General features: G+C 47.5%; 21 protein-coding genes and 1 riboswitch. Of the genes, 12 read left to right on the top strand and 9 right to left on the bottom strand.

Going from position 1 to position 22189, the window contains the following annotated elements:
- The first annotated feature begins 197 nt into the window (after nucleotides 1–197).
- Nucleotides 198–2096 carry a sensor histidine kinase gene (locus tag PGL02S_RS21310; protein ID WP_244892244.1) on the top strand — a complete coding sequence of 633 codons (1899 nt, stop codon included), beginning with the start codon at nucleotides 198–200 and terminating at the stop codon, nucleotides 2094–2096.
- A 268-nt stretch (nucleotides 2097–2364) separates the two neighbouring features.
- A complete protein-coding gene (locus tag PGL02S_RS21315) occupies nucleotides 2365–4254 on the top strand; it encodes a sensor histidine kinase (protein WP_152827557.1) in 1890 nt (629 codons plus the stop codon).
- Nucleotides 4255–4419: 165 nt separating this feature from the next.
- Here the strand turns inward: PGL02S_RS21315 and PGL02S_RS21320 are convergent, their stop codons facing one another.
- Together PGL02S_RS21320 and PGL02S_RS21325 are read right to left on the bottom strand one after the other, a co-directional pair.
- A complete protein-coding gene (locus PGL02S_RS21320; protein WP_006208688.1) occupies nucleotides 4420–4659 on the bottom strand; it encodes an NHLP leader peptide family RiPP precursor in 240 nt (79 codons plus the stop codon).
- Between the two features lie 72 nt (nucleotides 4660–4731).
- A complete protein-coding gene (locus tag PGL02S_RS21325; protein ID WP_036641303.1) occupies nucleotides 4732–5685 on the bottom strand; it encodes a class 1 isoprenoid biosynthesis enzyme in 954 nt (317 codons plus the stop codon).
- Nucleotides 5686–5921: 236 nt separating this feature from the next.
- On the opposite strand from PGL02S_RS21325, the gene PGL02S_RS21330 reads away from it, so the two are divergent.
- Together PGL02S_RS21330 and PGL02S_RS28330 are read left to right on the top strand one after the other, a co-directional pair.
- Nucleotides 5922–6599 (top strand): general stress protein, encoded by a 678-nt coding sequence (locus PGL02S_RS21330; RefSeq protein ID WP_006208690.1) that lies wholly within the window; start codon nucleotides 5922–5924, stop codon nucleotides 6597–6599.
- A 66-nt stretch (nucleotides 6600–6665) separates the two neighbouring features.
- On the top strand, nucleotides 6666–7103 hold the full coding sequence (locus PGL02S_RS28330) for a hypothetical protein (protein WP_162158345.1): 438 nt from the start codon (nucleotides 6666–6668) through the stop codon (nucleotides 7101–7103).
- 217 nt (nucleotides 7104–7320) lie between these two features.
- On the opposite strand, the gene PGL02S_RS21340 is transcribed toward PGL02S_RS28330, so the two are convergent.
- A complete protein-coding gene (locus tag PGL02S_RS21340; protein WP_036641308.1) occupies nucleotides 7321–8430 on the bottom strand; it encodes a GNAT family N-acetyltransferase in 1110 nt (369 codons plus the stop codon).
- 179 nt (nucleotides 8431–8609) lie between these two features.
- On the opposite strand from PGL02S_RS21340, the gene PGL02S_RS21345 reads away from it, so the two are divergent.
- From PGL02S_RS21345 to PGL02S_RS21355, 3 genes are all read left to right on the top strand, one after another.
- Nucleotides 8610–10058, top strand: a complete 1449-nt coding sequence (locus PGL02S_RS21345) for a potassium/proton antiporter (protein ID WP_036641311.1) — start codon at nucleotides 8610–8612, stop codon at nucleotides 10056–10058.
- A gap of 203 nt (nucleotides 10059–10261) precedes the next feature.
- The gene (locus PGL02S_RS21350) at nucleotides 10262–10735 is read left to right on the top strand and encodes a Dps family protein (protein WP_006208694.1); all 474 of its coding nucleotides are present in this window, start codon (nucleotides 10262–10264) and stop codon (nucleotides 10733–10735) included.
- A gap of 194 nt (nucleotides 10736–10929) precedes the next feature.
- Nucleotides 10930–11841, top strand: a complete 912-nt coding sequence (locus PGL02S_RS21355; protein WP_036641314.1) for an EcsC family protein — start codon at nucleotides 10930–10932, stop codon at nucleotides 11839–11841.
- A gap of 99 nt (nucleotides 11842–11940) precedes the next feature.
- Here the strand turns inward: PGL02S_RS21355 and queF are convergent, their stop codons facing one another.
- The 6 genes from queF to PGL02S_RS21385 form a co-directional block, all read right to left on the bottom strand.
- Nucleotides 11941–12438 carry a preQ(1) synthase gene (gene queF, locus PGL02S_RS21360; protein WP_036641315.1) on the bottom strand — a complete coding sequence of 166 codons (498 nt, stop codon included), beginning with the start codon at nucleotides 12436–12438 and terminating at the stop codon, nucleotides 11941–11943.
- A gap of 63 nt (nucleotides 12439–12501) precedes the next feature.
- Entirely contained in the window at nucleotides 12502–13296 is a 795-nt protein-coding gene (gene queE / locus PGL02S_RS21365; protein WP_036641317.1) for a 7-carboxy-7-deazaguanine synthase QueE, read from the bottom strand.
- The gene (gene queD, locus PGL02S_RS21370) at nucleotides 13289–13780 is read right to left on the bottom strand and encodes a 6-carboxytetrahydropterin synthase QueD (RefSeq protein WP_036641318.1); all 492 of its coding nucleotides are present in this window, start codon (nucleotides 13778–13780) and stop codon (nucleotides 13289–13291) included. Before queD ends, queE begins: the two co-directional genes overlap by 8 nt.
- A complete protein-coding gene (queC, locus tag PGL02S_RS21375; RefSeq protein WP_036641320.1) occupies nucleotides 13777–14454 on the bottom strand; it encodes a 7-cyano-7-deazaguanine synthase QueC in 678 nt (225 codons plus the stop codon). The genes queD and queC overlap by 4 nt, the downstream gene beginning before the upstream one ends.
- A 130-nt stretch (nucleotides 14455–14584) precedes the next feature.
- Nucleotides 14585–14622: riboswitch (PreQ1 riboswitch) on the bottom strand.
- Between the two features lie 102 nt (nucleotides 14623–14724).
- On the bottom strand, nucleotides 14725–15429 hold the full coding sequence (locus tag PGL02S_RS21380; protein WP_006208700.1) for an AIM24 family protein: 705 nt from the start codon (nucleotides 15427–15429) through the stop codon (nucleotides 14725–14727).
- Between the two features lie 66 nt (nucleotides 15430–15495).
- A complete protein-coding gene (locus PGL02S_RS21385) occupies nucleotides 15496–15948 on the bottom strand; it encodes a hypothetical protein (RefSeq protein WP_006208701.1) in 453 nt (150 codons plus the stop codon).
- A 221-nt stretch (nucleotides 15949–16169) separates the two neighbouring features.
- Here PGL02S_RS21385 and PGL02S_RS28335 point away from each other — a divergent pair, with 221 nt between their 5' ends.
- The 5 genes from PGL02S_RS28335 to PGL02S_RS21405 form a co-directional block, all read left to right on the top strand.
- Nucleotides 16170–16337 (top strand): hypothetical protein, encoded by a 168-nt coding sequence (locus PGL02S_RS28335; RefSeq protein ID WP_006208702.1) that lies wholly within the window; start codon nucleotides 16170–16172, stop codon nucleotides 16335–16337.
- 186 nt (nucleotides 16338–16523) lie between these two features.
- Nucleotides 16524–17210 carry a hypothetical protein gene (locus PGL02S_RS21390; RefSeq protein WP_006208703.1) on the top strand — a complete coding sequence of 229 codons (687 nt, stop codon included), beginning with the start codon at nucleotides 16524–16526 and terminating at the stop codon, nucleotides 17208–17210.
- A gap of 159 nt (nucleotides 17211–17369) precedes the next feature.
- Entirely contained in the window at nucleotides 17370–17768 is a 399-nt protein-coding gene (locus PGL02S_RS21395; protein WP_006208704.1) for a helix-turn-helix transcriptional regulator, read from the top strand.
- Between the two features lie 341 nt (nucleotides 17769–18109).
- Nucleotides 18110–19312, top strand: coding sequence for an S-layer homology domain-containing protein (locus PGL02S_RS21400; RefSeq protein WP_036641322.1), 1203 nt, complete (start codon nucleotides 18110–18112; stop codon nucleotides 19310–19312).
- Between the two features lie 926 nt (nucleotides 19313–20238).
- On the top strand, nucleotides 20239–22189 hold a 1951-nt coding region (locus tag PGL02S_RS21405; protein ID WP_255308659.1), incomplete at its 3' end, for a DUF5704 domain-containing protein.

Raw genomic sequence — 22189 nt, forward strand, 5'->3', positions numbered from 1 at the left:
CTGCTCTTAAACCTTTAGGTTACGGGCAGTCCCTTTTTATTTTGCCATATGGTAATAAAATTTTACGAACGCCACACCCGTTTCATGTTATATTGATTGTAAATGGACACGAAGTTTGTCGAATTAGACATAGCGAGGAAGGCAACGCATTTTTATTGACTATGATAACGGTTAGAGGTGCTGACTAGATGAAGGATATGCCCAAATACATATTCCTGCTGGTGCTGCCGCTGCTGCTGTTTATATCCATGATGTCACCGGAACAAGCGGACGCATACGATGCTCAAATCTTGATCCCCGACTGGCAGTATATGCGGGATCTGGAACCACAGGACGTCGTTTCGCCAGCCAATATCCAGGATCCAGGGAGATGGGTAGAGGGAAGACCAGATGAAACGGGACCCCCAAAGTCAGATGGGGTATATTCGGCATGGAATCGTTTTACCTTGCCCAAGTTTCCGTGGAGCCAGTCCGCTATCATGATTGATCGCATTAAGGGACAGAATGTTATGGTTTTTCTGGAGAATGAACTGTTATACGAAGCCAAGCGAGACTATATGTATACAAACCATTCGCTGCTTCTCCCCATTCATCCGGAGGACGCTGGAAAGACCATTTACCTATGGATGAGCGGCGTCAGTGATATAACGCTGGGCATTGACAGCAACGTCAGACTTGGCGAATATGACCAACTGCGGGGAGCGTTCATCAAGAACGACCTGGAAGATTTCATATTGGGGAGCTCATTTCTGTTTATTGCCGTGGTGATGTTCTGCTGCTGCCTGTTTCTTCCGAAGCATACGGTATCCAGCTGGCTTGCACTTAGTGTGGTGATACTGGCAAGCGGGGCCTTGCTTATTACGTACTCCCCTTTCTTGTATACCTTCTACGGTGATCTCGGAAATGTGTGGGTTACGGCATTTGATGTTGCGCTTTTAACGGTGCTGCCGGCGATGTATTATTATTTCGAAAAAATATATGGTTCCGGTCCTTATCGTCTGATTCGATATTGCCGAAGGTTCCAGATGATCTATTCCCTGGCTTGTGTTATATTCCTTGTCGTGAACTTGCTTAGCGGCAATCAGTTCTATGACATTTATTATCTCGTCTCGGTGCAAATTCTGGGCGTCCTGATTATTCTGCAGCTCCTGCTGCTGGTTGGAACCACGATTCTCTATGCTTCCAAGCGGAATAAGGATGCTTATATCTTTTCATTTGGCTTTGGTATCATGGCGTTAACAACGCTGGGAGATTTGCTGGCCTTCTATTATAAAGACCAGAAATATGATTTTTTTCTATGGAAATGGGGCGTTATCGCGCTGATTGTTTCCCTGATCGTTATGCTTGGCCGCAAATTTGTCCGCAGTCATGAGCAAGTGGTCCAATATTCCCGGAAGCTCGAGATGTTTAATAACGAACTCCAGCGTTCGGAGAAAATGGAGATCATCAGTGAGCTGGCCGCCTCGGTTGCACACGAGGTTCGCAATCCGCTGCAAGTGACGCGCGGCTTCATGCAGCTTTTGTCACAAAACTCCAAGGAGACCGAGAAGGAGTACTTTGGCTTGGCGCTGAAGGAGCTGGACCGGGCGTCCGCCATCATCACGGATTTCCTCACCTTTGCCAAGCCTGAATTGGAGCATGAGGTCAAGCTGAATGTGTATGAGGAGCTTAAGCACGTGAAAGGGATCCTGCTTCCGCTTGCGAATCTTAGCGGGGGGACAATCAAGCTTGATGATACCAAGGATTTATATATTAACGGCAACTCTTCCAAATTGAAGCAGGCGATGATTAACATCGTCAAGAACAGCATAGAGGCATTGGATGAAGAGGGGATTATTCGCATCTGGGCGTATGCCGAGTCGGAAGAAGTCGTGATACACATTAAGGATAATGGCATTGGCATGGACGCCCGTGATCTGGAAAGACTCGGTGAGGCTTATTTCTCGAATAAGTCCAAAGGGACGGGGCTTGGATTGATGGTTACCTTCCGGATTATTGAAGCGATGCGTGGGACCATCCATTTTAAGAGCGAAAAGGGGAGTGGAACCGAGGTTGTTATCCGGTTTCCGGCTGCGAATGTATCGCAACCAGAGTAGCTGCACCATGAGGAGATGTCCCAAAAGCAGATTTGCTCACTGGACGAACAGCCTTACCTCACCCATCTAAATTGAAGTACAGAGACATGGCGGTGCTAAAGGGATAATATCCTGGCACCGCCATTCTTATTTTACGGTTTGTTTCCGCTTTTTTACATAATGAATAGGAAATTTTATCATTTTTCCGAAATTTAGAAGGTGGAAGGTTTTGCTGCATCGAATAACTTCAGTAAAGGTATTCACTCATTATAATGTTTGAGGTGCGTCAATGAGGTCTGGATGGAGAATCGCTGTGTTCCTGATCATCGTTATTGCTTTAAGCCAGGGCTACCCCAGGCTTGTCTTTGCCACCGAAGAAACGGCAGCACGGGCAGCGATTAAAGAGTGGAGAATCCTCTGGTCCGAGTCCGGAGGAATACCGGAGAGTGTACCCGCACATAGGGAAGACTGGACGGAGACTTCAGCTGGTGCTTCAGAGCCATCGAAGCCGCATGCCAAGACATCCGCATGGATTCATATGAAAATTCCTGAAATTACAGCTGCGTCTCCGGGGATTTTGATCGAAAAGCTGCATGGACAGCAGGTTGCAGTTTATGCCGATCATGTGAAGGTTTACGAATCTACAAGAGCGTACAATTATGAGTTGAACCACATCCTGCTTCCTTTGGATAAGGAGCTGCTTGGCAAGGACCTTCACATTTGGCTGGAAACCGCGAGGGATCATGTGACGATTGAAGGCAAGATCCTTGTCGGCGAATATCATGATCTGCTAAACCAGTTTGTTAAGTCGAATTTGGTGGATATCATTCTAGGAAGCGCCTTTGTTTTTATTGCTTTTGTTATGCTGATCTGCGCTATTTTCCTTAACAGAAAATATTTGATTGCCGTATTATCGCTGTCCTTTATTGTTTTATCTGTAGGCATACTTGTTTTTACATACTCCCCGTTTCTTTATACGATTTTTGATGAATATGGACATATCTACACTCACTTATACGACATTTCTTTGTTTATTCTACTCCCTTCGTTCAGTCTCTTTTTTGAAAAAATATTCGGGCTCGGTTGGAAAAATATGCTGCATAAACTCCGTAAATTTCAGGTGGTTTATTCGCTGTTTTGCGGGCTGTTTCTGGTGGTCAATCAATTGGCTTCCAATCAATGGTTTGATTTGTATTATTTCTTTTCCGTGCAAGTCATGGGGTTTGTGATGATCATTCAGTTCATATTGCTGATTGGAAGCTCGATGTTTTATGCCTTCAGGGGCAATAGGGATGCCGTCATTTTCAATGCAGGTTTTGCCGTGTTTGCCGTTATAGGTTTGGGAGAGCTGCTGCAATTTTTCATGACCCGGGGCAGCTACAATCTGTTCCTCTGGAAGTGGGGGATTGTCAGCTTCATTATTGCATTGATTGTTATCCTTGGGCGACATTTTGCCAAAAATCATGAGCAGATTCTTCAATACTCCAAAGAGCTTGAGATGTTCAACAATGAGCTGCAGCGTTCGGAGAAGATGGAGATCATCAGTGAGTTGGCAGCATCGGTCGCACACGAGGTTCGCAATCCGCTTCAGGTTACGCGGGGGTTCCTGCAGCTGCTTACTGGAAAGGCGGAGGCTGCCGAACGCGAATATTTGGATTTGGCTCTGGTGGAGCTGGACCGTGCTTCCGGTATTATTACGGATTTCTTAACCTTTGCCAAACCGGAATTCGGCAAAGACACGCTGCTTCAGATTTCCGAAGAATTCAAGCATATCGAAGGCATACTTGCCCCTCTCGCCCATCTGCAGGGAGGCAGGATCACTGTGGATATTCCAGAGGATATTACCATTCGGGGAAACTCCTCCAAATTCAAGCAGGCTTTCATTAATATTATCAAGAACAGCATTGAGGCACTGGGAGAAGAAGGGGTGGTTCATATCCGTTGTTACCGGCAGCAGAATCAAGTATTTATCCATGTTGTTGATAATGGAGAGGGGATGGGGGCGGATGTAATAGCTCGGCTTGGAGAACCTTATTTCTCCAACAAAACCAAAGGAACCGGTCTTGGTTTGATGGTAACCTTCCGAATTATCGAGGCGATGGACGGAGATATCTTTTTTACAAGCAGAAAAGGAGTGGGGACGGATGCCATCATTACGCTTCCCGCAGCTTGCGAATGATTCGCCAGAGCTGCGGTAGCGATGGACGGCTGTCGTTCCCACTCTTTTTACCGATAATCGCAAGAAAAACATCTTCTCAACGTGGTTTGTCCTTCTAAGGAAGCACGTTGATTGATGTTTTTCTTGTGAATCTATTTATGAAATTCCCCTGCTGTTATGTAGTCTTTACCAGATGGCTCTTTCTTTGGCTTCAGATTTGATCACGCCCGTTGGATTCGGAGGAATGACCAGATACAGCTCGCCGGGATTTTCTTCAAGAGTTCGAATCTCGATGTGGTCTGGAATCCGTACGCCAAGGACTTCCTTGATGGCGGATTTAGGATCGCTGAGCAATTTTGCCTTAAAGCTAGGATCCTCCCAGGCTTTTTGAATCAATTGTGTTTGAAAGATGGCTTCTGTCGTCATTAGAATCACCCTTTCAAATAAATTGGTTATTTTTTACTCTTAAAGAATACCATGGAATAAATATAAAATCTATTATTTTTTGTTCAGTATAGACAAATAATAGTTTAACCCGCCAAACGAAAGTGTTTTTTTACTGTTTTCGATATTTTCCGCCTCGACATGAAGTTCATCTACAATCGTTTGGTGGAACGACATGAGATGAGGGGCGTCGATCTCTATCGTTAAGAGATGAGCGTGAGTTGCTGCAGCAATCTCTGCATAGGGCTTCAGTATATTGTGGATATAGAGTGCTTCTTGTACTTCCGATAGCGTCAGAGGCGCATCACTTGGCATCCCTTGTTCAGATTTAATGAGCGACAACAGGCAATTGTAGCTGCCATCGGCAAGATCCTGCTTCCAATCGGTCCAGTCGTCCATCATTTGCAAGGTCAGCAAGACATGATTCATGGCGTCATTTGTACGGGGGATCAGATCGGCCTGATCAGAGAGCAGCAATGCGGCGGTACTGCCGAGTTTGACCGGTGCCGCTTTTTTGGCAACCAGGATCGGATTGTCCTTAAAGTAATCATCTCCAGTCTCATGCATGACACCTTCCGACCATTCTCGCGTGTATGTTTTGAGATAGGACCAAAAGCTGGATTCAGCTGGGAAGTATGGCTGATAGGATGTTAGAAATTCATAATACAACAGGTTGGCAAGGGCGAGATGGTGTTTTGGATCTATCGGAGACTGACTGTCATGGGGTGAGTCCATTATGTCATCTTGAATGAAGTAGTATAACATGCCGATGATGTTAGCGGTTGAGAGACGACGATATACATCGCCGGGGAGTGCGGTCAGTTCTTTCATCCAGAAGGGAAGAAGATAACAAATGTAATTTTTGGAACTATCCTGCTCGAATACATCAAATTTCTTCAAATACGATAGTCCGATCTCGTTCAGGGGAGCAGGTAACTCCCCTAGCCTTGCTTCACACGCTGAGAATGCTGCAGCAAGATCGTCCTCGAATGGTTTGAACCAATTCATGGGATCACCAACCTATTCAATTTTTAAAGTAGAAAGTGCTTACTTGCTATATTAGCATGAATGAAACATTAGTTAAATATTACCAGTCCGGAATTTGGACAAATGTGGAACTTTCCCGCCAGTATAGGGTTTTGGTCAAATATGTATTTTGGTTTCAATGTTTGATTATGGCGGCTGGCGTTTAAGTTAGGAATGTACAGCGATAACCGAAAATGACAAACCAGGAGGTAATTCATATGACTCAGAAAATTGTTGGAGCCTTTAGGACGGAACAAGAAGCAACCCGGGCTATTGAGGAGCTAAAGCGGCAAGGATTCGGAGCCGATGAAATCTCTGTCATTGCTAAAGATCGAGGTGAATCTTCCCATATTCAGGAGGAGACAGGCACCAAGGCACCTGAAGGGCTGGCTTCCGGAGCAGCAACGGGTGGTGTGCTGGGCGGTGTAACCGGATTGCTTGCTGGATTAGGTGCATTGGCCATTCCGGGCATTGGGCCAATTATCGCCGCGGGTCCTATCGCAGCAACCCTTACAGGAGCTGCCGTAGGAGCCGGCGCGGGTGGATTGGTTGGCGGCTTGATTGGTCTGGGTATTCCGGAAGAGCAAGCAGAGGAGTATGGAGGATACGTGAACGAAGGCCATATTCTGGTGATGGTGGATGCGGATGAATCCAATGGAGGCCGGGTATATGATATATTTCGGAGTCACAGCGCGCTGAATGAGCATCATTACCGTGAAGAAGGAACATACAGCGGAACAGGCGCTCCCGTTGATTCCCGTTCCGAAGCAGCGGCTGCTACCGAGGATGCCGTTCCGGATCCTAACCTGTATCAAGGCTATGGTGATGGCAACGGCGGTGCGGTGAGTCCTGATATTGTAAGTCCGGATCGGGAAGAAACAAGAAAGAGACGATAAGTACTATCTCTATGTATATGTGATACAGGATAACAAAAACCGCCCGGTTCCCCGGGCGGTTTGCTTGTGCGCGATAATCTGCATTCTTGTAATATTTCTTCCGTGTTATTGATTATCGCTTGCTGCGTTGTGCTCGCGTTTCCCTCGGCCCATGTCCGGGTCCGCCGTGCCCAGGTCCATGTCCCGGTCCGCCGGGACCAGGTCCATGTCCGGGTCCACCGGGACCAGGTCCATGTCCAGGTCCTCCCGGATGCCACGGGCCGGGTCCAGGTCCGTGCCCAGGTCCGCCCGGATGCCACGGCCCCGGCCCAGGATATCCAGGTCCGCCGCCCGGATAACCTGGAGGGAATGGTGGATAAGGATAGATTGGATAATACGGTGGATAGTATGGATAAGGATAGTACGGATATCCGGGGATCAGACCCGGGATACCAAGGCTTGTTTGGGTTTGAAGTCCTCTTTTATGATGGTGACTCAAGCCATGCACCTCTTTCTATCAGGTAGGTTACCTCATCCTATGTAGAAGCGGAGAAGAAGGGCACTTATCTAGTCAAAAATAGGCGGACGGCCATTCGTCTGGTGGGGTGTACACATGTGAATCATTATACGTGGAGGCCTGTTAATAACAGGTGTAGCGCACCTAAGACTCTTAATTGAAAAAAAAGGCACATATGCTCTTCCCTCATAAGAGGAAGGAACATATGCACCTTCATATAAAAAGCTAAATATATTGAAGACCTGCTGTATACGGAAGAGGTATAGGATCAAAGGTTACGCTGCCGTTCGTCCGATAAGATGACTCCGGATCAAACAAGAGCGAGAGCAGTCCCTCATCATCGAGCACCAATGCTTCATTGTTCAGCGTCAGGCGGTACGGACCATGTTCGCCCTCTGCTTGAATTAAACCATCGGGCAGCAGAGGCGCCAATTGGCGAAGCAATCGGGGGCCGCTGACCAGATACACGGTTCCGTCATTTCGTATATTTTCAGGTGTGACACCAGCAGATTGGATGAGTGCAGCGAGCTCGTTATCCTGCCATGGCAGAGGAACGGTCAGCTCTGTGAGATTGAAGGACTGGATAGCGCCTGCTATCAACAGTGCAGCTGCTTCAGGGCTTCCGCCCCATTCCACAAGGGTGGATTCTCTGGAAGGAGTCATGACGGTTCCTGGTACGGCAATAATCGCAAATGCAGTCAATACGCCGTCTTCTTCAGCCACAAGCACCTGCTGTTCCAGGCGGATCACGTTGGAGTATGCACTTGCATCAAGCAGTTTGTTAAGCTCTGAGGCAGTGGTAACATATCCAGCATCTCGCAGCTCCATCAGTCGGTGCACATCGAACAGATCCTGTGGCTGCATAGCCCGGATGTTCACCTGTTTACCGGTTGCCGTGCGTAATGGCTCTATGACGGCCGGGGATAGACGGAACCGGTATGCCCGGCCGAACAAACGGCTGCCTGCCCGGGTATATAAGGATCGGCCGCCAGAGATCAGAATTAAGGATGCTGCTGAAGCTTCGGCATGGTGGATGCATTGTTCCAGAAGTGTGCCGGCAAGTCGCTGACCCCGATAGTCGGGATCTGTACAAACGGAGCCGATGGAATAAATGTTTAGCTTCGCACCACGAATTTGTATGGAAAAAGGTACAAATCCCATAAAGGAAACCAGTTTGTCTTGATCCCAGGCTCCGTAAGAATGGCTGATGCCCGGCGAGAATATCGGAGGGAAAGATACTCCCATAGAAGGCTGTTCGGGCTGCTTAAGAAAGATACGGTCGGACAGTTCAACTGCATGATGTAACTGATCGCCTTTCATAATAGAAATGTTCACTCGATTGAGACCTCCCTATGCATGTCGCTAATTACCAGTATAAAGTCATTGGGTACGAAATTTCCAGTAAACGTTTGCTTCCCGTCAGGATCGGGTTTCCAAGGCCATTCCAACTGCCTTGATGCGGAAAGAACGTGTTATTAGGGTAATATAGTTTAACTTGATCTGACACCGGAGGGATGAGCTTGCCAAGTTTTGTTGATTCCATGATTCTGCTATGCGGCGCTTTGCTTCTGACAAGCGTCCTGACCACAAAGTTCTCTTCCCGTTTCGGTATGCCTGCCCTGGTGTTGTTTATCGCAATTGGCATGATTCTCAGCCGATTCATCTATTACGATAATGCGGAGCTTACGCAGCTGGTCGGAATATTTGCTCTGATCGTTATTTTGTTTCAAGGAGGGATGCAGACCGATTTCAAAGAGATCAAACCGGTGCTTGGACCCGCTGTTTCCCTTGCAACGATTGGGGTTTTACTGACCACCGTTGTTATTGGAGTATGCGCAGCCTTTATTCTGGATATTTCCTTAAAAGAGGGACTATTAATCGGAGCGATTGTAGGCTCGACGGATGCTGCTGCCGTATTCTCGGTTCTAGGTGGAACGAATCTGAAGAGGCGGATTCGGATGACACTGGAAGCGGAATCCGGAAGCAATGATCCGATGGCGGTTTTTTTAACCGTGTCGTTAATCGAATGGATAGAACGTCCGGAGATGAATTTGCTCGGTCTGATTTTTTCTTTTGTCATGGAGATGGGGCTCGGTTTGGTCGTGGGTGTGCTCTTGGGAATGCTGGCTGTATATGTAATTAACCGCATCAATTTTGATTCCTCCGGCTTGTACCCCGTTACGGCATTGGGGTTTGCCGTGATGACTTATGCATCCGCCGCCTGGCTCGGAGCCAGCGGATTGCTGGCTGTATACGTCATGGCGCTGCTGCTTGGCAATGCCGAGTTGACTTATCGCAAGACGATTCAAGCATTTAATCAGGGATTTGCCTGGATGATGCAGATCGTGATGTTTGTGCTGCTGGGACTTCTTGTGTTCCCGAATGAGCTGTCGGGGATTGTATGGGAAGGGCTGCTGTTGTCTCTGATTCTAATATTCATTGCCCGGCCGATTGGCGTGTTCGCCAGCTTGCTGTTCACCAAGTTTGCCGTGCGTGAGAAGATGTTGATATCATGGGCCGGACTCCGCGGAGCTGTGCCGATCGTGCTGGCTACATATCCTGTTCTGGCGGGAGTCCAGCAGGGGGAGCTTTTTTTTAATGTGGTTTTCTTTGTTGTGCTGACCTCCGCGGTAATTCAGGGCACGACAATTTCCCCTCTAACCCAGAAGCTTTCATTGGTGGAGAGAGACAAGGCCAAAGCTCCGTCTTTATTGGAGTTAATGGCGCTGGGCAAAGCAGATTCCGAGATTAACCACATCGTTGTGGACGGGGAGATGCCCATTATCGGTAAGGAGATTCAGGAGCTGGGTCTGCCGGATGACATCCTGTTTACGGCCATTATTCGGCAGAAGCGTATTATTACGCCCAAAGGCAATACTGTAATTGAGGCCGGGGACACTTTATATGTGATGAATTCAAAACAAAAGCGAAAGGAAATGAAGGCCATACTGGGATTATCGTAAGCGTTGTGAGGTTAGGCCATATGATGCCTGTCACTGCAGGCGGATGGAAAAATAAATTAGGATAGAGTATAAATAGCTGGGGATTTCTTCATCCTATCTTCATCTGATAAGTTTCGATATCCTTTGCAAATGAGAGAGTAATCTGGTATGATTAATACAAGGATTTAGAATAAGTCTAAATACAATAAAAGGAGACGATATAGATGAGTAACTTAACCCATAATACGCAAGGAACTACAACGGATGAACTTCAGCAGATTTTGAATACACAGGTAGCCAACTGGAGCCTGCTTGGCGTTAAGCTGCACCATCATCACTGGTTTGTCAAAGGCCCCCAATTCTATGTGCTGCATGAGAAGTTTGAGGAGTTGTACAACGCAGCGGCAGGTTATGTAGATGAGCTGGCAGAACGGATGCTGGCCATTGGCGCCAAACCGGCAGCAACGATGTCACAGTACTTGAAACTCGCCACGCTTCAGGAAGCTTCGAATGAGAAGAGTGCCGAGCAGATGGTGGGTCAGCTGGTTGCAGATTTCGAGCAGCTTGCCGTGGAACTGAAAGCCGGAATCGAAGCAGCCAATCAAGAGGGTGACGATGCTACTGCTGATCTGTTGACTGGTATGGTGAGCGATGTTCAGAAGCATACCTGGATGCTGAACGCATACTTAGGGAAATAAAATGATCCAGGTGTAACATGGCATAGACTGAAGAATAGAGGAGAGAGGTTAACCTGAATAAGGGGTTGGCCTCTTTTTTTGCGAATGGAGGAAAAGACTGATAAGAGAATTTTCAATTTGTTGCGTCTTTTTGGCGTTTTGCTGCGTATACACCCTATAGTTATTTTTAATAGTGGGTAGAGGAGATAGTGAGAATGACGGAGATGGAATCACGGCAACAGCTGGAGTCGCAGCTTCAAGAGATATTGAAATGGGAGAAAGAGCAGAAGGATGTTATGTTCTGGGAGAAGCTCGGAAGAATTCCCTTTATGCTGCTGGATCGCCTCACCCCCAAGGCAGTTCAAGAGAAAATCGGCAGTGCCCTGAATGAGGTTGGCGGATTTATTCAGAACGGTGGAAAGCATCTTGTTCGCGAGAAGACGGTGTTGAACGTACTGGCTCAAACCGCGGGATTGGATGTTTCGGAGGCAGCTTCCAGCTCATCCGTGAAATCAGATCACAGGAAATCGGCTAGCGAGTTTGAGGACGGGGATGAGAAAAGGACGGGGACAGAGGAGCTGACTCTGGCATCTGCCGCAGCATTGCCACTCCACGTGATGGATACCGCTGCGGATACGCTAACAGTCAAGCGTGTCAAATTCGCCGCAGCGCAAGGGGCAGCAACGGGAATCGGCGGCGTGTTTACGATCGCTGCAGATCTGCCGATGGTGCTGGGTCAGTCGCTCAAGGTGCTGCAGGAGATGGCACTCTGCTACGGTTATGATCCGAACGATCCGCGGGAGCGGGTGTTCATCGTAAAATGCTTGCAATTCTCATCCGCAGACATCGTGGGGAAGAAGGCCGTGCTTGAAGAGCTTGCCCGTTTTGATGAGGAGCAGGCGACGGAGCAGGTATTCTCCCAACTGCAGGGCTGGCGTGAAGTGGTCCTGTCCTATACCGACAACTTCGGAATGAAAAAGCTGTTTCAGCTGATTCCGATTGCCGGGATCGTATTTGGATCGATCAGCAATAAGGCGACCATCAGTGATGTGGCCGAAGCCGGAAAAATGCTCTACAAGAAGCGCCGTCTTAGCTGCCGCCTGCGGAATATGGAATCTTCCTTGTAGGTATATATTCGATTATTCTTGTGACAAAAAGGGTTGCCCGCTTATCGTGCGTGGGCAACCCTTTTTTTTGACACATATTGAATTTTCACAAGCAGCATTCTAACGGTTATCCACTGTCTCCGGATATAAGTCGTGGTTCATCAGGCGGTTTGCAGCGATGTCTTCGTATTTGGTTCCCGGACGACCGTAATTGCAATACGGATCGATGGAAATGCCGCCGCGCGGGGTAAATTTGCCCCACACTTCGATGTATCTCGGATCCATCAGTTTGATGAGGTCATTCATGATGATGTTCATGCAGTCCTCATGGAAATCGCCATGGTTGCGGAAGCTGAACAGATACAGCTTCAGAGACTTGCTCTCGACCATTTTGATATCCGGAATATAGCTGATGTAGATGGTCGCAAAGTCCGGCTGGCCTGTAATCGGGCACAGGCTGGTAAATTCGGGGCAGTTGAATTTGACGAAGTAATCCCGGTAGGCATGTTTGTTGTCAAAGCTCTCCAGAATGCTGGGATCATATTCAAATGTATATTTAGTGCCTTGGTTGCCGAGCAGGGTAACGTCTTGCATCTCTTCTTTTTTTCTTCCAGCCATGAACGAAAACTCCTTATCACTATTTGTATTCTTCATCTTAATCAAGCTGATACTTACAGACGGTTATACTCCGCGCTTATTCCCCCATACGAGCGTGTGCAATTGCGGCAATACACGCACATCGTTCAAGCGGTCGGATAACATGACAGCCTCAACAAGCTGCTCATACCGATCCAGCAGATGAGAGACAAGCGTGGTTGTATCGCCAGTGCCTACATCGGGGTTGCCGGTCTGCAGGTAGAATGGCACATTCGGATAACGTTCGTGCACCGTCTCCGCATAAGCCAGATCGTGATCGTCAAACACCACAACCTTCAGGCTGAAGGATCTGCCGGGCGGACGTCCGGACAAGCGGGAGATGATATCATCCAGCTTGCCCCAGTCCGTAGCCATTCCGGAGCTTGGCGGCTTCGGCGAAATGGTGACTTCGTCAACCTCGTTCAGCCAATCCTGCCAGCGTGAACCCTGTGTCTCCACGGCAACGGTAATTCCATGCCGATGCAATTCATTCACAAGGGAGCCAAGCTGGGAGAGAAGAGCGGGATTCCCGCCGGAGAGCGTGACGTGATCAAAGCGTTCTCCGCCCAAGCGGTAGAGCTCCTGCCAGATGTCGTCCGCACTCATGTGCGAAATGGAATCCTTGGCGGACCCGTCCCACGTAAAGGCGGAATCGCACCAGGAGCAGCGATAGTCGCAGCCTGCCGTACGTACGAACATCGTCTTGCGGCCTACGACCATGCCTTCACCTTGAACGGTGGGACCGAAGATTTCCATGACGGGAATCGGCCGGTCCACCGTTGCGGCGGCGGAGGAGCCGCGGCCCGGATCGTTCGCGGTTGTAACATGCTGATCATTCATGGAGCATCCACTCCCGTCTGACCTCGGCGTAGCTGGTCGGCGTCTCGAACAGGCGAACGAATTCGGTTCGTGTGCCTTGTTGCTCGTGCGACTCTTTGCTGCGGAGGGCGTCCTCCATTTTTTCAAACAGCCAGACCACCATGTTTTCCGCTGTTGTGTTCATTGGCGGTAGGGTCTCGTTTAAGTAACGGTGATCCAGATAAGGTTCGATATCCGTTTTCCAGCAATCTTTAATGTCGCCAAAGTCCACGGTAATACCGACTTCATTGGGAATACCGCTGATACCAAAGACCACTTTGTACGTGTGGCCGTGCAGGTTCTTGCACTTTCCTTCATAACAATGCAGATGATGGGCAGCATCAAAGGTAAACTCTTTCGAGACAAGCACCCGCTTCCGGTGGTAACGCAGGGTTCCGGCATCGATGTCTTCTCCAAGCTTCTGCAGGTGCTCTACAATGCGGAAAGTCCCGGGCTCGCGGCTCATACCAGGCGCCCCCCTTCAGATACACGGTTACGGCGCAACATATAGTTGTCGAGACCGGCTTTTCTTAATTTGCATGCAGGGCATTCCCCGCAGCCGTCTCCCTTGATGCCGTTGTAGCAGGTTAACGTGTGGTCACGAACGTATTCCAGTGCGTTCATCTGGTCGGCAAGCTCCCAGGTTTCCGATTTGTCGAGCCACATCAGTGGCGTATGAATGACAAACGGGTAGTCCATGGCTAAGTTCAGTGTAACGTTGAGTGATTTAATAAAGCTGTCCCGGCAATCGGGATAACCGCTGAAATCCGTCTCACACACGCCTGTGATCAGATGTTTGGCTCCGGCGCCCTTGGCAAGCACAGCGGCAAAACTGAGGAACAACAGGTTCCGTCCATCCACAAAAGTGGTCGGCAAGCCGTCACCTTCTGCGATTTCAATATCGCTCCGTGTCAGCGCGTTGGGTGCCAGCTGATTAAGCAGGCTCATATCGAGCACCGTCTGCTTCACGCCTTGCTCCTTGGCAATCTGTGCAGCACATTCTATTTCGAGTTTATGGCGTTGGCCATAATCAAAGGTTACAGTCTCGACTTCGGCAAAGCGTTCCTTCGCCCAGAACAGGCAGGTGGTGCTGTCTTGGCCACCGCTGAAAACAACAACCGCTTTTTCATTTTTAAGCATAAAAAAACCTCTCATCCTTCATAAATTAAGAGCAGCCGAAGGCTGATCCCGTAGAAGAAAGAGAAGTTCATTGAACTGAATCCGTAAAAAAACAAGCCTTATTCTTAGGGTTTACACCGAATAAGACACGATAGTTTTTTATAGAGGGAGTTCACGAACCTCTCCCATACACCGCTAACGGGGCATGGATTGTCTTCTGTTGTCCTTGCGACCGCTTCTGGTTGAATATTCTGCGGCTCTAACTACGCCTTCCATTATAGCACGGCCTGATTATTTGATAAACACTCCGCCGAAGGGAATTGCTTCCCGTAAAAACCGCTTAATTATTCCTTCGTCGTTAAGTTCGTTAACGAGCCGCTGATTCTGGCGTCCCGCCTGAAACAAGACATACCCGTCACCGGTCAGCTTCCAATGGTAGTTCATATGCTGGCTTGCCAGATGATTGCCGTAAACGGTCAGGTCCAGCTTAGCTGCTTCGGGATATGCGATGATGCTCCCGGCGTCTACGTACAACGGTTCGGTGGGATGCAGCTTGACTTTGCAGACAGGACCCTGGGTCAAGATGCCGATGCTGCCATTTCCGGAAAACTTCATCTTAATGGCATCCCGCGTTACCAGCATGTTCTTGATCTTTAGTATCCGTGTCTGCATCGTAACTTGTTTGGTATAAAAGAAAACATGCCGAAAATCATAAAGCATGTCCTGTTCACCTTCCAGCTGAATCTCATGCATGTTAAAGCCAGGGGGAAGTGCTGCCGTGAATTGGCTTGGACCGGCAATGTCGGCACGAATCCATTTTTTCTTGCGATAGATACCCTTCACATTCATCAGACGATCGCTGCGTCCGGAGGAGGGACCACGATAGGCAACGATCTGCTCAGGATGCAGAACATGGACTGTGTCTCCGTCAGTCAGGGAGAAGGTCACCGCTTGTCCGGCTCCGCTGCCCGCTGCATCTTCCATTCGGATAATCAAGGCCGCGCCTCCTTTGTTCTGTATGGTCTATAGGATATGGATGGTGTAAGAGATATGGAGCTTGTCCTATTTCAAGCGGTTTGTCCGGCGCATACCGAATCGAAGGACACGTATGATAACAAAGTATCCGGCAGCTAAGGCCACGGCGGTTATGGCTACCGTCTTCAAGCGTTCGGCTCCCCTTTTGCGCGCGGCTTCCGCCTCTTGCAGCTGACCTACCATTTGGGTCAATTGCTGATTCTGCTCCGAAAGATTGGAGTTCTGTTCTGCCAGATTTACATTTTGCTGCTGCAGCTGCTCGGACGCGATTCTTGCTTTATCAAGTTCTTGCAAAGCCTGGTTATAGTTGTTCTTGAGCTGATTGATTTCTTCAGGCAGTCCGGAGAATTGCTGGATATTATCATACAGATTGTTGAAATAATTGGCGCTGACCGTTTTGCCTCCGGCTGGCAACGAGATCCCTGCCACCAGCAGCAAGAGTGAAAGTCGGATCAGCTTGGATTTTGTCGGCTTGCGCATGAGGGATCACCACCATTCGATTAATTATAGTAAATACGAATCAGATTCCGACAGGTTTCTATTAATATATTACCCACTTTCGTGGCAGATGTGAATCTATCCGCCGGCTGAGCTGTTTAACTTGTTCTTATGGAGGGTAATGAATTCAGGCAAGCGCAATGAAGTGATCCCATACGAGATTTTTCATAAATGAATGAACAGATAAAAAGGAGAAGACGATCATGATGAATGACAATAACGTGAAAAAAATTATGATTACAGTGAACGGAAAGCCGGTAGGCAACGGTTTGTTAATCGATAAAGTAACCTATGCCCCGATTCAACGTGCGGGAGGCGATATGGGGGACATCAAGTCGGTTTCCCTCTCCAGAGCAGCAGCAATAGGGTGATAGAATCTCCATTTCACGAAGAGTAAAAGATTTCCTTGTCAAAAAAGTGACAAATAAAAAAATATCCAAAAGACCGCAGCGAATAGGGCTGTGGTCTTTTTTTGTCGTAAACACAATCAGAACATATGTTCCGTGACAGTAAGATGTCCATCTGTATTGGTACATTATTAGAAGAAGAGGAAAGAGGTGGATGTGTTGCAGTCAGGCTTGTATTCGGATTTTACATGGAGCCACAGCCATGTATCAGCTGGCGGCACTAGTCAAGTCTTTCTGCTGATCGAGTGGAGGGCTGGTGTCCTAAGGCCAAAAACGCAGTCCAAAGGCTTTAATCAGCATATTGCTGAAGAAGTCCAGCTGCATCTTCAGTTGGGTGAGCGCGTCCAATTGGTACATATGTATGGGTGTCAAGGTGAGGTATTAAATGATCGTAATATTTCGTTGTCTTTAGGCTCTTTATTCGAAGGAAAATCCAAACAATTGCTTCTAGAACTAAGCGTGGGCTCCCGGTCATCCGGTGTGTATCCCATTATTACCGCTTTATGGACTTATGTAGATGTTCTGAAGCAGAAGGTCGTATTGCAGCCTTCCCGCACGATCCCGCTTCAATTCAGCAATCATACGGCATTGAAATATCGAAATCCAGATTATCGTGTTGAGAAGGTCCTGAAGTTATACCAGAATGCATCGATACTGGAGCAAGCAAGAGGCGAGCTGGAACAGGGCAATTTGGCTGAAGGGGAAGATCTGATTCGTAGACAGGCAGATGAGATGCTTGTATATGCAACCCGATTTCGGGATGCGGATTATTTGAAGGAGGCAGAGGCCCTTTATAAACTAAGTAGTTTGTATATGGATACATATCGGCAATCCTAGTCTGGAAATGCGAACAGCAAAAGGGACTTTAGACTTAAAAATTAACCGGTAATTGAGAATCTTTATATAAAAAAGGAAAAATGATTTCAGGGTCGAATGTACTACTTAGCAGTCAAGAAATATATGTCTAATTTACTAGAAAGATAGGGAGAATGCCATATGACAGACCGACTGATCCGACTAATGAGAATCATTACCCTTGTACAAGCAAGACCTGGGATCCTGGCTAGAGAGCTTGCCGAACGTTGTGGAACGAGTGAGAGAACCATTTATCGGGATATGGATGCCCTTAGTGCCATGCATATTCCCATTACTCATCAAGGCCGAGGACGCGGCTACACATTTATTGGACACTTTGCCATGTACCCGCTTGGATTGACGGAAGACGAGGTGCAAGCATTATTTAAACTGCTGTCCGTATTGGAGGATATCAAGCCAATGCTGCCTGAGGAATTTGAAAGCGCTTATGAGAAAGTGTTGGCGGCTGTATATAAGCAAACTGCAGAAAAAGCCGAATTTCAGGCAGGGGACCGGGATGAGTCCTCCCCGAATCTGTAACGACACCGCTAGGTGTAACCATTAAACCTCGATCGAGAGCACATATTTTTTATGTGGCTGTCGTTCGAGGTTTTATCATATCTAGGCATGACCAGAGACACGAATCAGCCGTCACGTGCGAAGATGCGAATGTATCTAGTAGAACAGAATCAGGATAGGAATATTATACCAATACATCAGGATTTATGATAAACTAACTACAATTTCTCTTCTCAATACAAAAATGTAATTATTGTGTAATTGTGAGAGATGACGGCTGATGTCCCTAAGCAAGGGCGTAGGAAGGAGATATGAAGCAATTTCATAGGTTTTATTCTACTACTGTATTTAGGAGGATCGTTATGAAGAAAATCTCGATTAGTGTATTAACGGCAATTTCTGTCTTACTAGCAAGTTTGGCCTTGAACCCGGTGGAGGCTGCGCAAGCAGATGCCAGTGTTGAAGAGAAAGCGGAAACCCGAGAGACTGTTAATAAAAATTTCAGGGATATTCAAGGACACTGGGCTCAAGCAGCGATTAATGATGCGATCCAACGCGGTTATGTTGATGGTTATCCGGACGGAAGGTTTCTGCCGAATCATCAGGTCTCCAGAGCAGAATTTATAAAAATGGCTGTGTCAGCCATGGACATCGAGCTGGGTTCCTCAAGTTCAGGCTCTTGGTATACTCCGTATGTTAAAGCGGCCGAGTCGGCAGGTATATATAAGGCTGGGGATTTTGCCAACAATCAGCTCACGCAGCGTATGACGCGCGAAGAGATGTCCAAGCTTGCGGTAAAGGCTTTGGGATACAAGGATGTGGAAGACAAGCAGTGGATGTACCTTGCATCCAAAGATGGCATCATATCGGGCACTGCTCCAGGGGTAATCTCGCCACAGGGGACTACAACAAGAGCTCAGGCCATTGCGGTCATTGAGAGATTGCTTCAAGTCAAGAACGGCAAGGAACTTCCCGTTGATAAATATGCCGTAGCCGCAGCAGAAGTTTATTGGCATAAGACAAATATTTTCTCGGTGGCACCGGAGATTTTTAATGGGCCGGATAATAACAATAACTCTGGGATTAAATCTTGGAAAATTTCGAATATGAAATTCTCTGGAAAAGACGGTACTACTCTACTGGTTGAAGAGCTTCTAGCGATTAACTGGAATGATCCAAAAGATCCGAACAGAAGTTTACTTCCGTCAAAAAATGAACTCTCTTATAGGACCTATAGTGGGGATTGGGCAAAATTCACTGATGATCTTAAATGTTATGTAGTTGTTGTTAAAGCGCGCATAGTAATTAACAAAAATCCAAAAGGCTATCCAATCACTGATCGTGTAAATCTGCAAATTCATGGATACAATGGTGTTCCTACTGGAAATAGTCTAATTATGCCCTCTGTTATTGAATCGAGTAATCCAAGAAAAAAGGTATACGGGCTAGTAATTCCTAAAGAAAAATTTAGTACAGATGGCTCTCTACGAATATCTATAGAGTCTATTTCGGCAGGTGCCCCGATAATAAGCCAAGTCCTTTCCAGATCAATATTGATTAAGTAGGTGGACTTTTGAAGATTTCACGAGCTTTTTCATTATTGCTGTTATTTATTATGTTTTTTAATATTACTATAATATATCCAAATGTAATTGATGCCGCAGGGGACTTAACCGAGAATATAAGCTATGAAATGATGAAAGATACTGACGATTATGAGTATGGTGGATTTTTATTTTCTGATAAAAAACAGTTGAAAACTGAAGCTATTTCTATTAATGCACCAACAGGGAAAATAATAAAAAAGCTAGAGTGGGTTGATAAGAGTACTGGATCAATTATTCGTTCTTTTGAAGGGTTCACACCTGGTGTAAGCAATTGGACAAATAAAACTGATACTCTAAGCGGGAGTAAAACCAAGGTCCGATCGGAAGAAAATACAAATTACGGTGGGGTTTATTACTGGGATCGTTGGTCCATTTTTGATGCAGCAAACTGGTATGGAAAGCATTGGAGGGCCTCTGGAGGTACTGTTACTAAAAGAGACAGTAGAGGTTGTGACGACTCAGCTGCAACAGAGAGTATTCAAGGTAATGCGCTTCCTAAATATCCAAACTGTACAGATGATAGGCTTGAAGCAAAAATCCCTCGAACTAAGGCGTTTTATGTTATTGACACAAATTCACCGTTTTATGGTCAATGGATTCGAGATGGGGGAATCTCTAAGGAGGAAGTTGAGGCCACTAATGTAAGGGTCGATAGGAATTCGCTAATAGTTAGTGGCGGTGTTCCTACGGACACAGGATATGCAGATGCTAGTACTTTGCCACGATCAGGAGCGCTTGTAAACGTTACTGACTTAAATCTTATAACTATTGATTTTAGTCAGACATTTAATAATGATAGATACAATCATTATTGGGCAAATCCTGGCGCTAAACAGGTGTTTTATTTCAATAAATTTTATGCTGACTTTACAACGTACACCTACGTGTACAAAGACAAACTCCTTCGAGCTACCTTCGCTGATGGAACATCAAGCTTAGAGATCACTGGACCGACATGTGTAGCACCAGCCGGTACGATCCAGCTTACCGCGAAATTAACGAAGATAGATGGCAGTACATACAATCTGCAAAGGCACGACAAGCTGACATGGCGAAGTTCGGATAGCAGCGTCATGTCCGTCAGCGCTTCAGGTGCAGTTACAGCCGTGGCGGCAACAGGACAAGCTACGATTACAGCTCACTTTAAGGATGCGGCTCAGGCTTTGGATGAATCGGACGATGCCACGATTCAGGTTGGGACAGGCTCCTCTTGCGGGAATAACGGAGGGGTAGATCCAGGTGGTCCACCTAATACTTGCGGGATTCAAATTGGTACGGCGAGTAAAGGGATCGTATCATCACATACGGTTATGGACCCTGTGGCAACCGGGGTAGTGAAAGCTGACGATCGGGACTCCGAGAAGTTTGATGTGCTGGACGGGATACCTACTTCTGAATCCTTGTACGTGAACGTATTTGGACTCAATTATTTATACCAGAATCAATGGGCCAACATGACCGGGGAAATCACCTATACGGTTCCCGTGAAGAAGACCTATATTCTAACCTGGACCATACCGGGAACGCCCAGCACAGGACCGAATGACCCCGGTACGCCGGATGAACCGATGGAAGAAGAAGTCCCGGTAGAAGAACAAGTCACGATAACCCGGCCGTATTCATATTGGCAAATCGATAATCTGGAAGTCTACAGGCTAGCCAGATCATCCGTCAGCAATTACGCATTACCTGGAGGTACGGTTAATCTGACTCCTGCCGGCTACACACCCCCTGTTCTTGCATCTGAACACAACGCGAGTGTGGACGATCACGTGGAGCCTGCTTCCTGTGAAGAAGTTGACTTGGGTACGGAGACCGTTTCCGGCGGCTCGAGCAGACCTTTTGTACCAACCCCGGATTTTACTTCGGCAGCCGAATCGGCAGTAGGCCAAAATCAGGTCAAAAACGACCGTGTCCTGTTTAACGGGTCTACTGTCATGAGTGACAGCTGGGCTCAGGGAACCGCACCGACACCAGGAATAATACCTCCGGCAACAACGATCCAAAGGGATGTCCTGTACGGCAAAAATTATCTCATCAGCAGTACGCTGTTGAATAAGGCAAATACCACGAGTACAGGCACGATTGATTATGAACTCATACCTGGAAATATCAATGGCGGCTCCAATAAAACATATCCTGTCAACGCCATCAATACGGTCACCGTGCATACCCCTGTCGTCAACTACGCCTCCGTGACGGATGATCAGGCGCATAACCAGAAGACAACGCCGAATCCGAACCGCTCGGCCTTCATCCTGGATCGGCCATTTACGGTCCGCATTCCGACTTCGGGCCAGCACCGGAACATTCACGGATACGGAGACCGTGACTATGCCAAGTATGTAAGATCGAAGCAGGTATATTTTCCGTTCGATGTTTACAGCAGTGACAAGAGCATCTTTTATCCAAAGGGCACCTGGATCACAATCCCGACACCGCAGTTGGATACGGAATTTTTCCTGCCGGTCTGGGTGGATGAAGGGAATTATGAGGTATACTTCCGTACGATTGCGGAGAACGCCCCGACCGATTTTACGACACAGCCCGGTGCAAACCTTGATCTGGCCCATCATGTGGCTACCGATATGGAGCCGGTTGATGTGATCGGGCGCGTATATGATTTTCACATCACAGATGTTGCCGACTATAACTGGGAGACTGTCTTCCGCAAGCAAAAGGGGAATGCCGCACCAAGCGGCGTATCCTACTGGACAGGACTGCGCGACATTGACGGCGGAGTACGCGGGAATGTGATGCCCTACACACTTCCCATCGCACCGGGTAAGCATCCAGTGCAGGGATATAAGAATGCAGCAGTGAAGACAGGCTACC

The sequence above is a fragment of the Paenibacillus glucanolyticus NBRC 15330 genome, assembly GCF_004000885.1.
Taxonomy (GTDB): Bacteria; Bacillota; Bacilli; order Paenibacillales; family Paenibacillaceae; genus Paenibacillus_AQ; species Paenibacillus_AQ glucanolyticus.